The organism is Sphingomonas sp. BT-65 (assembly GCF_026107375.2).
In the GTDB taxonomy this organism is placed as follows: Bacteria; Pseudomonadota; Alphaproteobacteria; order Sphingomonadales; family Sphingomonadaceae; genus Sphingomonas.
Genome location: NZ_JAPCIA010000001.1, coordinates 2,001,151 through 2,014,052, shown reverse-complemented (window position 1 = coordinate 2,014,052; position 12,902 = coordinate 2,001,151). Strand labels below are relative to the sequence as shown.

Annotated in this window: 9 protein-coding genes and 1 tRNA gene; 5 read left to right on the top strand and 5 right to left on the bottom strand. The window is 67.1% G+C overall.

Annotated elements, in window-relative coordinates; genetic code table 11:
* The first annotated feature begins 12 nt into the window (after positions 1–12).
* A complete protein-coding gene (locus OK349_RS09700) occupies positions 13–1,617 on the top strand; it encodes an alpha-L-fucosidase (RefSeq protein WP_265117608.1) in 1,605 nt (534 codons plus the stop codon).
* Positions 1,618–1,800: 183 nt separating this feature from the next.
* Here the strand turns inward: OK349_RS09700 and OK349_RS09695 are convergent, their stop codons facing one another.
* The 3 genes from OK349_RS09695 to OK349_RS09685 form a co-directional block, all read right to left on the bottom strand.
* Positions 1,801–4,668 carry a glycoside hydrolase family 31 protein gene (locus OK349_RS09695; protein WP_265117607.1) on the bottom strand — a complete coding sequence of 956 codons (2,868 nt, stop codon included), beginning with the start codon at positions 4,666–4,668 and terminating at the stop codon, positions 1,801–1,803.
* Positions 4,669–4,692: 24 nt separating this feature from the next.
* Positions 4,693–6,333: a DUF5597 domain-containing protein gene (locus tag OK349_RS09690; RefSeq protein ID WP_265117606.1), complete on the bottom strand. Its 1,641-nt coding sequence runs from the start codon at positions 6,331–6,333 to the stop codon at positions 4,693–4,695.
* A 140-nt stretch (positions 6,334–6,473) separates the two neighbouring features.
* Positions 6,474–6,548, bottom strand: a tRNA-Thr gene (locus OK349_RS09685).
* A 101-nt stretch (positions 6,549–6,649) separates the two neighbouring features.
* On the opposite strand from OK349_RS09685, the gene OK349_RS09680 reads away from it, so the two are divergent.
* Entirely contained in the window at positions 6,650–6,778 is a 129-nt protein-coding gene (locus OK349_RS09680; RefSeq protein ID WP_265117605.1) for a hypothetical protein, read from the top strand.
* Between the two features lies 1 nt (position 6,779).
* Here the strand turns inward: OK349_RS09680 and OK349_RS09675 are convergent, their stop codons facing one another.
* Complete coding sequence (locus OK349_RS09675) at positions 6,780–8,582, bottom strand: aminopeptidase P family protein (RefSeq protein WP_265117604.1); 1,803 nt, start codon at positions 8,580–8,582, stop codon at positions 6,780–6,782.
* 247 nt (positions 8,583–8,829) lie between these two features.
* On the opposite strand from OK349_RS09675, the gene OK349_RS09670 reads away from it, so the two are divergent.
* The 3 genes from OK349_RS09670 (at position 8,830) to OK349_RS09660 (ending at position 12,363) form a co-directional block, all read left to right on the top strand.
* Entirely contained in the window at positions 8,830–9,489 is a 660-nt protein-coding gene (locus tag OK349_RS09670; RefSeq protein WP_265117603.1) for a L,D-transpeptidase family protein, read from the top strand.
* 79 nt (positions 9,490–9,568) lie between these two features.
* Positions 9,569–10,048 carry a methylated-DNA--[protein]-cysteine S-methyltransferase gene (locus tag OK349_RS09665; RefSeq protein WP_265117602.1) on the top strand — a complete coding sequence of 160 codons (480 nt, stop codon included), beginning with the start codon at positions 9,569–9,571 and terminating at the stop codon, positions 10,046–10,048.
* A 233-nt stretch (positions 10,049–10,281) separates the two neighbouring features.
* A complete protein-coding gene (locus OK349_RS09660) occupies positions 10,282–12,363 on the top strand; it encodes a S9 family peptidase (RefSeq protein ID WP_265117601.1) in 2,082 nt (693 codons plus the stop codon).
* Between the two features lie 258 nt (positions 12,364–12,621).
* Here the strand turns inward: OK349_RS09660 and OK349_RS09655 are convergent, their stop codons facing one another.
* A complete protein-coding gene (locus OK349_RS09655) occupies positions 12,622–12,810 on the bottom strand; it encodes a hypothetical protein (RefSeq protein ID WP_265117600.1) in 189 nt (62 codons plus the stop codon).
* Positions 12,811–12,902 lie beyond the last annotated feature (92 nt).

Genomic DNA, 12,902 nt, shown 5'->3' with positions numbered 1-12,902 from the left:
AGAGGAACCGACATGATCACCAGACGCAACGCGCTTGCCGGAGGTGCCGCGGCGATGCTGGCGGGCGCGGCCCATGCAGGCGGCAAGGGTGCGCAAGGACCGGTGCGCCCCGACTGGGCTTCGCTCACCGATCATTTCCGTAGCCCAGACTGGTTTCGCGACGCCAAACTTGGCCTGTGGTCGCACTGGGGGCCGCAATGCGTGCCCGAGTTCGGCGACTGGTACGGCCGGCTGATGTACATCCAGGGCCACCCCACCTACGAGCATCACCTGCGCACCTACGGCCACCCGTCGAAATTCGGCTTCATGGAGTTCATCCCGCGCTGGCGCGCGGACAAGTGGCAGCCCGAGGTGCTGGTCGCCAAGTATAAGGCTGCGGGCGCGCGCTATATCGTGTCGATGGCGAACCATCACGACAATCTCGATATGTTCGACAGCAGCCACCACCCGTGGAACACGACCCGGATCGGCCCGAAGCGTGACATCGTCGGGACTTGGCAACGCGCGGTGCGCGCGGCAGGGCTGCGCTTCGGTGTCTCCAACCATAGCGCACATGCCTGGCATTGGTGGCAGACCGCCTATGGCTATGACGCCGAGGGGCCGATGCGCGGCGTGCGCTACGACGCCTTCCGGCTGCGCAAGGCCGACGGCAAGGGCAGATGGTGGCAGGGGTTCGACCCGCAGCTCCTCTATACCGGCCCGTCGATGGTCGTCCCAAACGGCCTGGGCAGCATGAAGGAAATGGCTACCTGGCACGAAGCGAACGACGGCAAGTGGCTTGAGAACGTGCCAGCGAACAATCCCGGCTTTGCCCCGCACTGGTTGGCGCGGCAGAAGGATCTGGTCGAGAAATACCGGCCAGACCTTGTCTACATGGACAATTTCAGGCTTCCGCTGGAGCGCTTCGGGCTCGAGGCGGCGGCGCATTACTACAACCAGTCGATTGCGATGCACGGCGCAGTCGATGTCGTTCTGACCGCCAAGACGCTGACTCCCGAACAGCGTCGCGCCGCTACCGACGATGTCGAGCGGGGCTTTGTCGCGGATATCCGGCCCGAACCCTGGCAGACCTGCACCTGTCTCGGCAGCTGGCACTATGACCGCCCGCTCTATGAGCGGAAGGGCTACAAGACCGCGAAGCAGGTGATCCAGCGGCTGCTGGACATCGTCTCGAAGAACGGCAACCTCCTCCTCTCCATTCCCCAGCGCGGTGACGGGAGCATCGACGACGAGGAGGAGAAGGTGCTGGACGGCATGGCGCGCTGGATGGCGGTGAATGCCGAGGCGATTCACGGCAGCCGCCCATGGCGCCGCTATGGCGAGGGCCCGATGCAGATCGGCGAGGGCATGTTCAATGAAGACAAGGCCGTATTCTCCGCCGCCGACATCCGCTTCACTGCAAACCGCGGCAAGCTCTACGCGGCGGTGATGGACTGGCCGCGCGAGGCGGTGACGATCGCCGCGCTTGCGGAGGCCGCGGTGGAGCGGGTGACGCTGCTCGGCCACGGGCCGGTCGCGTTCGAGCGCGGGACGGGCGGGCTGCGCGTCACGCTCCCGCCGCCGGACGCGGGGGCATTCGTCCCTGTGCTGCGGATCGAGGGCGGCAGGGTCACGTAGAGGGCATCGTACAATCCTCCCCCGCCAGCCAGGGGGAGGTGGCGCGCGAAACGCGACGGAGGGGGAGGATTCCCAACAAGCATGACCGTTTCCGCCCCCTCCGTCAGCCTGCGGCTGACACCTCTCCTGGCGGGGGAGGATTGAGCTGCTTCCGCCGGCACGCACCGGCGGCGGGTGGAAGGCTCACGGCCGCTTCACCGTCACCTGCCGTCCCGCATAGGTGACCGGCGCCGCCAGCCCGTCGCTGCCGTCGATGCCGCTGCCGTCCTTCATCCAGCGCACGATGATCTGGCGGTTGGCGACCATCCCCTTGTAGCTGCCCTGGCGCGCGCCGATGGTGAGCGTGCCGGTGGCGTCGTCATAGGCGAAGGGGATGCGGCTGAACCCGCCCTTCTCGAACTGGTGGCTGCGGCCATCATCCTCATAGAGCGAGAAGCTGCCGTCGGCGCCGGGATAGACCAGGATGGTCAGCGGCGCGTCGGGCGTCTCGTCGGTATATTGCATCACCGGCCCGGTAGGGACGATGCTGCCGGCGCGGACATAGACCGGGATGATCTCGGCCGGCGCATCGGCCTTCACCGTCCGGCCACCGCGCTCGCGCTTGCCGGTGTCGAGGTCGAACCAGTCGGCCCCGGCGGGGAGGTAGACGTCGCGGCTGCGCGCCTTGAACTGCGTCACCGGGGTCACGAGCAGCGCCGGGCCGAACAGATACTGGTCGCCGATGCCGCGCACCTTGGGGTCCTGCGGGAAGTCCATCACCAGCCCGCGCATGATGCTGCCGTCCTTCTGGTTGGTGTCGGCGGCGAGCGTGTAGATGTACGGCATCAGCCGGTAGCGCAGCTGGGTGTAGCGGATCAGCGCATCGCGCACCGGCGAGCCCGCGGGGGCGATATTGTAGGTCTCGCGATACGGGAACTCGCCGTGGCTGCGGAACACCGGCGAGAAAGCGCCGAACTGGAACCAGCGCAGATAGAGCTCGCGCCACTCGTCGACATGCGCCGGGTCCTGCTTCGTATAGCGATCCTCGAGCGCGAAGCCGCCGATGTCGTGCGACCAGTTGGGGATGCCGGTCATCGAGAAGTTGATCCCCGCCGGAATCTGCTCGCGCAGATCGTCCCAGCGGCTGGCGATGTCGCCCGACCAGATGGTCGCCCCGGCGCGCTGGATGCCGCCAAAGGCCGAGCGCGAAAGGATATAGGGCCGCACATCGGGCCGCATCGCGCGCTGGCCGCGATAGACATTCTCCGAATGCGGCAGCGAGAAGCTGTTGTAGAATTCGCCGCCAGGGCCCCGCGCGGTCGGGCCCATGATCCAGGCGCGCTCCTCGGGCGAGAGGTTGGAGTGCATGTCGGGCTCGTTGGCGTCGAGCCACCAGCCGTCGACCCCGAGCACCGCGAGCCGGTCGCGGATCTGCCGCCAATAGATGTCGCGCGCCCTGGGGTTGTAGGGGTCGTAGTCGGTGTTGAGATAGCCGGGGCCGACCCAGTCCTTGTTCCCCATGGTGATGTTGCGCGTATAGACGCCGCCCGCCGCCGCGAGCTCCTTGTAGGTGTCGGTGGTCGGATAGAATTTGGGCCAGACCGAGATCATGAAGTTGGCGTGCTGCTTGTGCAGCGCGTCGATCATCCCCTTGGGGTCGGGGAAGCGCTTGGGTTCGAGCCGGTGGCTGCCCCAATCGTCGTCGCGCCAATAGCGCCAGTCGAGCACGATGTTGTCGAGCGGGATCTTGAGGTCGCGATAGGTCTTCACGACATCGAGGATCTCCTGCTGCGTGTCGTAGCGCTGGCGGCTCTGCCAGAAGCCATAGGCCCATTTGGGCAGCATTGACGCCTTGCCGGTGAGCTTGCGATAGCCCGAGACCACCCCGTCCAGGTCCTTGCCCGCGACGACATAGTAATCGATCGCACGCGCCAGATCGGAGGTCAGGGTGAGCGAGTGGCGCTCGGCCTGCGGCAACGGATCGCTATGGTGGAGCGAGAGATAGCCGGCGTTCGGCTCCCATTCGATGCGGATCGCGACCGGCTTGCCTGCTGTCATCGGCACGTCGAAATTGTGGAACCAGGGGTGCCAGTTCTGGCGCCAGCGATCCATCACCAGCTTGCCGTCGACATAGAGCTTGAAATAGCTTGAGCCATAGAGCCGGAAGCGGTGCAGCCCGCTCTTGTCCGCGGTCACGTTCGCCGACCATTCGACGCGCTGGGTCTCGACCGCGTTGCCCGCAGTATTCTGCCCGCCCTCGGCCGCGACGGTCTTGGCCTTGGCGTCCGCCGGCCAGTTCTTGAGGTCGCGGATATGCTGGTAGTTGATCGCCTGCTCGCTCTGCGAAACCGCGAGCCGCTCGCCGAGATAATAGCGCGCGTCCCAGCCGGGGCGGCCATCCTTGCCCTCGACGCGCAGGCCATCGCCCGCGGCACCGGCGAGCGCATAGGGCTTGGGATTCCCGAAGCGGCTGATGCCGTTATTGTCCCACAGCACGCCATAGTTGCGCGTCGAGACGACGAAGGGCACCGCCGCGACGAAATTATACTGGGCGAGCTCGACATCCTCGCCATTGTAATTGAACTGGCCGTTCTGGTGCTGGCCGAGGCCGTAAAAGCCTTCGTCGGTGCCACGGTTGAACTGCTGGGTCACCGCGACGTAATTCTGCCCCTCAGCATGCGCTGGCCGGAAGCTGGCGCTCGCCGCTTCGCTCAGGATCGCATTGCCCGCCGCGTCCCGGAACGCGACATTGCCGTCCACCAGCCGCACCGTCGCCGACAGGCTCGGCGTCGCCAGCGTCACGCTGCCGCCGCTCTCGCTGACGGTGAAGCCCTGCTTCACGGGTGCGGCGATCACCTGCAGGCTCTCCGGCACCTTGGGATCGGCCGTGTCGCTCTCGGTCACGCGGATCAGTCCGTCGCCATAGACCTGAAGCTCGACGCGCTTCTCCTCGCCCTGCGCCGGTGTGACCACGATGCCGGTGCCGGTCTTGCGCCAGCCCTCCGTCGATTGGGCCATGGCGGGCACCGACAACGCTATCATGCTGGCGCTCAGCAGGGCGGCGATCTTCATCTCTCTCTCCGGCGATCTTGTGGTTTAGCGGTAAGTGGCGAGCTTGACGCGCAGCACTTGCCTGGCGCCCGTGAAATTCAGGCCGTAATCGATCTGGTCGCCGTTCCAGCGGCGCAGGAAGACCCATTGGCCCTTGTCGTAATGACCTTCCTCGACCCGGTCGAAGAGCAATGGCCTCTTGTCGCCCTCGGCGCGCGCGAACTCGATCCGCGCGTCGAAGCCGGTGACCAGATACTCGTCCGGTCCCAGCTCCGCGACGGCGACGCCGCCGGAAGGTGACGGATTCCCCTTGGGCGGATCGACGCCGAATTGCGGCCGGCCGAAGGTGACGGTGGCGGTATAGCGGCCGAGATTCAGCACTTGCGCGAACTTGGCGGCCGGATCGGTCGGCTCGGCCGCACCCCACACCTTGCCCGCGGCTGCGGCCTTCGCCCAGACGCGCTGCATCGGCGCGAACAGCTCGTAATTGCGCGCGAAGGCGGCGACGGTCGCCTCGTCCAGCGCCTTCGCGCCGAGCGGGAAATTGAAATAGTCCGTCTCGTCCATCCCGAACGGCGAGAAGCCGATCGCGCCGCGCCCGATCGCCGCGAAGAAATAGCGGGCATAGTGGCGCGCATTGCCCGTCTCCGCGACGAACAGCGGATTGTCCTTGCGCGCATATTGGCCAAGGAAGCCGAGATAGGCCTTGTGGTCCGGATTGTAGATATCGGGCGACAGCCAGTCGAGGTTCGGCGCCGCCGCCTTGTAGACATCGATCACCGCGGGCGCGGGGCCGCCGGATGCGTAGGTGTTCGGATCCTGCCAGACGAACGGATCGCTGGGCAGCGCCGCGTTCACATACATTGGCAGCGGCTTCACCTTCTTCCCCGCCGCCGCGACCTTGTCGATATACGAGGCCACCGCCCAGCTATGGAAATAGAGCTCGGCATCGCGCCCGAATAGCGCGGTCCAGCTGCCCGGGCCCTTGCCGAAGCGCTTGCGCACCGCCTCGGGCACGGGCCCCGCGAACAGGCGGTTGGCCTCGGGCGAGTGATCGCGCGCGCTGCCATAGGTGCCGGCTTCGTTCTGCACCTGCACGGTGATCACCGTATTCTGCGGATCGGCGGTTTTGAGGTGCTCCATCAGCCGCACGAACGCGCGCGTGTCCGCCTCCAGCGTCGATGTCGCGAAGGGCGACAGCGCATAATGCGTCTCGCCCTTGGCGTTGAGCATCCGCGGGAAGCGCTTGTTGTCGAGCTTCACCCAGGCCGGGGCATAGGCCGGCGCGGTGTTCTTCCACGTCGCGAACCACAAAAGGATCAGGCGCTTGTCGTTGGCGCGCGCCTCGCGCAGCAGCTGGTCGAGGAAGCTGAAGTCGAACTTGCCTTCCTCGGGCTCGATCTGCTCCCAGGCGATCGGCACCTGCACGGTGTTGGCGTGGAGCCGGTTCATCATCGGCCACACCTTGGGCAGCATCGCCGGCCATGCACTCGAGTTGTTGACCTGCGCGCCGAGCACCAGAAACGGCGCCCCGTCGACGATCAGCGCATGATGGCCGTCACGGCTTTCCAGGCGGGGCAGTTCCTCAGCCGGCGCGGCGGTGGCGGCGAACAGCATGGCTACGGCCAGCGCAAGCCGGGGTACCTTCCTAACCTTGTCTTCCGCACGGCGGCCGATCCAATGCACGCATTCCTCCCCTTTTGTCCGGGGCGTGGCAGAACGTGCCGCTCCCGGTTTATGGTAGCGGTATCATTTCAATGTTGGCCTGTCTATGTCGTCTGAGCCAGGTCGCTGACGCTGGCGTACGATCACCATCGGGAAAAAAATGGTGCTGCCGGTGAGGATTGAACTCACGACCTCAGCCTTACCAAGGATGCGCTCTACCACTGAGCTACGGCAGCACTCGGCGCGGGCGGCGTGTCCGGCCCCGCGCGGGAGCGGCCCTTTTGCGCAGGGGTGCCTGGTTGTCAAGGCGGACGCGCCGGGTTTATCGCATCGCGCCATGAACGATGCCGAGAAGAAGGCCCGCCTCGCCGCCGCGCTGCGCGAGAACCTGCGCAAGCGCAAGGCGCAGGCGCGGTCGGTGGGGGAGACCCGGCCCGAGCCGCCGCGCGAGCGCGAGGACGACTAGCTCATCGCGCGGCGATCGGCCGGCACTTGGCCTCGAGCCACACCCGCTCCTCGGGCGAGAGCTGCGGGCCAAGCACCTCCAGCACCCGCGCATGATAGGCGTCGAGCCAGCGCCGCTCCTCCTCGGTCAGCAGCGCGGGTTCGATGAGATCGCGCTCGATCGGCGCGAAGGTCAGCGTCTCGAAGCCGAGCATCGGCGATTCGGCGCCGGGAATGTCCTTCTCGATCACCAGCACCAGATTCTCGATGCGGATGCCGAACTCGCCGGCCTTGTAGTAGCCGGGCTCGTTGGAGAGGAACATGCCGGCGCGCAGCGGCTCGGCCGGCCCGCCGCCCGGATAGTTGGGCGCGGCGATGCGCTGCGGCCCTTCGTGCACCGACAGATAGGCGCCGACGCCATGGCCGGTGCCGTGCGCATAGTCGCAGCCGACTTCCCACAGCGGCCGCCGCGCGAAGGCGTCGATCTGCCCGCCGGTGGTGCCCGCCGGGAACACAGCGGTGGCGATCGCGATATGGCCCTTGAGCACGCGGGTGAAGCGGTCGCGCATCTCCTGCGTCGGCTCGCCCACGGGAATCACGCGGGTCACGTCGGTGGTGCCGTCGGCATATTGCCCGCCCGAATCGACGAGATACAGGTGCCCGGTCTCGATCGGCAGGCTCGATTCCTCGGTCACCTTGTAGTGCGGGATCGCGCCATTCGCGCCGGTGCCCGAGATGGTGTCGAACGACAGGTCCTTGAGCACGCCTGTCTCTTCGCGGAACGCCTGCAACCGCGCCGCCGCCGAAATCTCGGTCACCCCGCCCTTGGGCATCTCCGCCTCGGCCCATTTGAGGAAGCGCGCCAGCGCCGCCCCGTCGCGCGCCTGCGCCGCCTTGTGCCCGGAGATCTCGGCCTGGTTCTTGATCGCCTTGGCCAGCACCACCGGATCGCGCACGGCGAGCACCTTGGCTCCGCCCGCCTCGAGCGCGTCGAAGATCGCCGCCACCGACCCTGCGGGATCGGCCGCGACGCGCTTGCCCGCGAACTTGCCGAGCGCCGGCGCGAAGGCCGAGCGGTCGTGCACGCGCACCGCGTTGCCGAGATGCTGCGCCACCTCCTCGCCGACCTTGTCCTTCGCGACGAACAGGTCGGCGGTGCCGTCGGCATGGACGATGGCATAGGCGAGCGCGACGGGCGTGTGGCTCACATCCTTGCCGCGCACGTTGAACGCCCAGGCAATCGAATCGAGCGCGGAGAGCACCACCGCATCGGCCTTGCGCTCGCTCAGCCAGTCGGCGATCCCGGCGCGCTTGGCGGCGCTGGTCTGGCCCGCCTTATCGTCGTCCTGCACCGCAAGCTTGGCGTCGGAGGGCAGCGGCTGGTCGTTCCACACCGCGTCGATCGGATTGCTGGTCACCGCGACCAGCTCGGCGCCCTTCTCGGCCAGCGCCTTCCTCGCCTCCTCGACCCAGCCGCGCGTGTGCAGCCACGGGTCATAGCCGATCCGTCCGCCCTGCGGCGCATGCTCACCAAGCCAGCTGGCGATGCTCACCTGCGGCACCGGGACATATTCCCAATGCGCGCCGTCGACCTGCTGGCGCACCTGCAGCGTGTAGCGCCCGTCGGTGAAGATCGCCGCTGCCTCGGGCAGCACCACTGCGCTCCCCGCGCTGCCCTGGAAGCCGGTGAGCCAGCCCAGCCGCTGCGCATAGGCGCCGACATATTCGCTCATATGCTCGTCGGTCAGCGGCACGACGAACCCGTCCAGCTTCTCGCGCTTCAGTTGCTCGCGAAGGGCGTTCAGGCGATCGGCATAGGTCGACATGGTTCTGGTCCTTAGAAAGCGCGTGATCCGGCGGCTCCAGGCCCAATCTGGGGGCGGCGGGGCCGCCTGTGAAGCCGTCCGGGCAATGGCGAATGGCTAGGCCGATCGCGCGGCTTTTGGAAGGGGCGCGGCGGGCAAGTTAACGGCCCCTCTGGTTGTGCCAGCATGGAACGCCGCCAAATCGGGGGTGGCACGCCGCGTCCGAATTGCGGATCATGGCGGGACAGCGAGCAGGGGAGTCGGGCAGGTGCGTTGGAGTGGATGGGCGATCAGGACGGGGCTTCTCGTCGGCGGCGTGGCCGCCGCGATGGGCGCTGCGGCGCTGGTCCCCGCCAATTCGCCGGCCGCGGCACCGGCGCAGCCCGCGGTCGCGCCGCAACCCAAGCCAGTGGCCAAGCCGCCCGTGCCCAAGCCCGCCGTGGCTGCTCCCGCGCCCGCGCCCGCGGAGCTCGTCGTGAAGCGCATCCTCGATATCCCCGGCCCGATCCGCTTCGGCGAATATTATTGGGACGCCAAGGGCATCCCCGCGGACGGCGCGCTCACGATCACGATCGATCTCGAGGCCGAGACCCTGTCCGTCTTCCGCGACGGCTACGAGATCGGTGCCACCGCGATCCTCTATGGCGCCGACGAGAAGCCGACTCCGCTTGGGCTTCACAAGATCACGCAGAAGAAGGTGCATCACATCTCCAACCTCTACGGCGCGCCGATGCCGTATATGATGCGCCTCACCGATGACGGCGTCGCGATCCACGCCTCGGAGGTCGAGATGGGCGCGGCGACCCACGGCTGCATCGGCGTGCCCTTGCCCTTCGCGAAGCTGCTGTTCGCGCAGGCCAAGCTCGGCGACCGCGTGATCATCACCCGCGGCAAGCGGCTCGGCATGGGCGGGGTGATCGCCAACTGATTCCTTTGGCCGCAAGCCACGGGAAGCACTGGAGTTGCCCCAGGTCTATCTTGCGGAGCATATCCGTAGGAGACTTCAGATGACCCTCGTTCACACCGATATCGGCTCACCCGTCGGCACGCTGCGGCTGGTCGCCAGCGATACGGGCCTTGTCGCGATCCTCTGGCCAAATGAGCGCGCCGGCCGCGTCCCGCTCGGCCCCAGCGCCGAGGATGCGACGCACCCCGTCCTCGTCCAAGCGGCCGCGCAGGTCGGCGAATATTTCGCCGGCAAGCGCCGCGCCTTCGACGTCCCGCTCGATCTGCGCGGCACCGATTTCCAGCGCAGCGTGTGGCAGGCGCTGCTCACCATCCCCTATGGCGAGACGCGCAGCTATGGGCAGATCGCGCGCCAGATCGGCCGCCCCAGCGCGAGCCGCGCGGTCGGCGCCGCCAATGGCCGCAACCCCGTCTCGATCATCGCGCCCTGCCACCGCGTGATCGGCACCGGCGGTGCGCTCACCGGCTTCGCCGGCGGGCTCGAGGCCAAGCGACTGCTGCTCGACCTCGAAGCGGCTTAGGGCGGATCGGTATCCGGATTAGCCCGCCCTCTTCGTCACCCCGGCCTCGTGCCGGGGTCCACCCCAACTCCCCGGCTGAGTTTGAGCCTCTTTCTCGTCCCTTGCCTGCCGGTGGACCCCGGCACGAGGCCGGGGTGACGGTTGAGAAATCAGACCGGCGAAGACCCGGAAACTCAAATGTCGATCCGGCTTAGCGCTCTCGACAAGCCGGGGCGGGGGGCTATGGATCGGGCATGACCGATCTGCCCACGCCCCCCGTCGCCGCTACCCGTCCCCACAGCTTCGAGCGCCACGGCGTGACGATCGAGGATCCGTGGAACTGGCTGCGCGACCCGGGCTACCCCAATGTCACCAGCGAGGAGGTGCTCGCCTACCTCAAGGAAGAAAATGCCTATTACGAAGCGGTGATGAAGCCGCTGAAGCCGCTCGCCGACACGCTGTTCAAGGAGATGCGCGGCCGCATCAAGGAGGACGAGGCGACCGTGCCCCAGAAGGACGGTGCCTTCCTCTACTGGACCGATCACGAGACCGGCGGGGAATATCGCCGCTGGTGGCGCAAGCCCGTCGCGGGCGGCCCCGGAAACGAACAGGCCCAGCTCATCCTCGACGAACCCGCGCTGGCCGAGGGCAAGGAATATTTCCGCCTCGGCGGCTTCTCGGTGTCGAACAACGGCCGCTGGCTCGCTTATGCCTATGACGACAACGGCTCGGAGCGCTTCCTGCTCAAGGTCAAGGACCTCGAGACCGGCGAGCATTTGCCCGACGAGATCCCCGGCACGCTCTCCGACATCGTGTGGACTTCGGACGATGCCGGCTTCCTCTACGGCATCGCCAACGAGCAGTGGCGCACCGACAATGCCCGCTACCACCGGCTCGGCAGCGACCCGGCCGCGGATGTCGAACTCTACCACGAGGATGACGAGGGCTATCGCGTCGGCGTCGGCGAGACCCAGTCGCGCAAGTGGATCGTCATCTCGACCGGCGATCATGTGACGAGCGAGGTGCGCCTGCTCCCCGCGAACGACCCGCTCGCCGATCCGATCCTGGTCGCCCCGCGCAAGCCCGGCCGCGAGTACGACGTCGAGGAGCATGACGGCACGCTCTTCATCCATACCAACGACACCCACACCAACTGGCGGCTCGTCACCGCCAGCCTCGACGCGCCGGGCGAGTGGCAGGAGCGGATCGCGCCCTCGCCGCATTTCTACATGACCGGGGTCACCACCTTCGCCGATTTCTTCATCGTCGAGGGGCGCGAGGACGGCTTGGACCAGATCGAGCTGCATCGCTACGATCCCGCAATCGCGCCGGTGCGCATCGTGTTTCCGGAGCCGAGCTACGTCGCCAGCCTCGGCGACAATCCCGAATATGCGATGGACGTGCTGCGCCTCGGCTATGAATCGATGGTCACGCCCGGCACCGTCTATGACTATCACGTTGCGACCGGCGAGCTCGAGGTGCGGAAGGTCCAGGAGATCCCCTCGGGCTATGACGCGTCGAAATACGCCACCGAGCGCCTCAAGATCACTGTGCGCGACGGCACCGAAGTCCCCTGCTCGATCGTCTATCCGAAGGACTTCCCGCGCGACGGGAGCGGCAAAGTCTATCTCTACGCCTATGGCGCCTACGGCTACGCCATCCCGCCGGGCTTCTCGACCGCACGCATGTCGTTCCTCGACCGCGGCGTCGCCTTCGCCATCGCGCATATCCGCGGCGGCGACGATCTCGGCCAGCAATGGTATCTCGATGGCAAGCTGGAGAAGCGCGCCAACACCTTCAACGATTTCGTCGATGTCGCGAAGGGGCTGATCGCGCGCGGCTTCACCCACAAGGGCGGCATCGCCATCGCCGGGCGCTCGGCCGGTGGCGAGCTGATGGGCGCAGTGGTCAATTCCGATCCCGATCTGTGGGCCGCGGTGGTCGCCGACGTGCCGTTCGTCGACGTGCTCAACACCATGCTCGACGACAGCCTGCCGCTCACGCCGGGCGAGTGGCCCGAATGGGGCAACCCGATCACCGACGCGCAGGCGTTCGAGCTGATCCGCGGCTATTCGCCCTACGACAATGTGCGGCCCCAGGCTTATCCGCCGATGTTCATCTCGGGCGGGCTCAACGATCCGCGCGTCACCTATTGGGAGCCCGCCAAATGGGCCGCCAAGCTCCGCGCGACCAAGACCGACGGCAATGTCCTGCTGCTCAAGACCAACATGGGCGCGGGGCATGGCGGCAAGTCGGGCCGCTGGGAAAGCCTGCACGAGGCCGCGGAGGAGAATGCCTTCGTCCTCTGGCAGCTAGGATTGAGCAACGCGGGGTAGCCATGCAGCGGCCTAAGCCGCCTGCCGCACTGCTCGCCCGAACGCCTCGTCGCATTCGCAACCGCCCATCGCATAACCCATCGCACAACCCATCGCGCAAGGAGCGTCACCCCGGCACAAGGCCGGGGTGACGAGTTGGGATGAACTCGATCGCCCCGGCTCGCCCAGGGCTAGTGCACGCGGTCCAGACCCCGTCTCGAGGACCCGAGTGCGAACCTCCCCTTTCGCAACGGCTCCGCGATATTCAGCCAGACACCTTCACTCCCCCTCCACCGCCCGCTCCACCAGCTGCGTCCTTCGGTGGCAGCTGTGGCAGAAGGCGTAGTCGAACATCTCCGTTAGCACCCAGGCCTGCGTCTCCACGTCCCACGCCGCCCAGGCCTCGCGCGTCACGCCCGGCGTGCCGCAGCCATCGCACACGTAAATGATCCGCCCCTTCTCGCTCACCCGCGCATGTTAGCCGGCGATCGCGCCGATTTGGGGATTGTCCGGTCCGAAACGGATATATCGCCGGTGCCTCCATTCTGGCGGCAAGCGCG

Excerpts from the sequence above, each read along its gene's own strand:
- OK349_RS09700 (WP_265117608.1), top strand. The coding sequence starts at position 13 with ATGATCACCAGACGCAACGCGCTTGCCGGAGGTGCCGCGGCGATGCTG.
- OK349_RS09695 (WP_265117607.1), bottom strand. The coding sequence starts at position 4,668 with ATGAAGATCGCCGCCCTGCTGAGCGCCAGCATGATAGCGTTGTCGGTG.
- OK349_RS09680 (WP_265117605.1), top strand. The coding sequence starts at position 6,650 with ATGAACGATGCCGAGAAGAAGGCCCGCCTCGCCGCCGCGCTGCGCGAG.
- OK349_RS09675 (WP_265117604.1), bottom strand. The coding sequence starts at position 8,582 with ATGTCGACCTATGCCGATCGCCTGAACGCCCTTCGCGAGCAACTGAAG.
- OK349_RS09665 (WP_265117602.1), top strand. The coding sequence starts at position 9,569 with ATGACCCTCGTTCACACCGATATCGGCTCACCCGTCGGCACGCTGCGG.
- OK349_RS09660 (WP_265117601.1), top strand. The coding sequence starts at position 10,282 with ATGACCGATCTGCCCACGCCCCCCGTCGCCGCTACCCGTCCCCACAGC.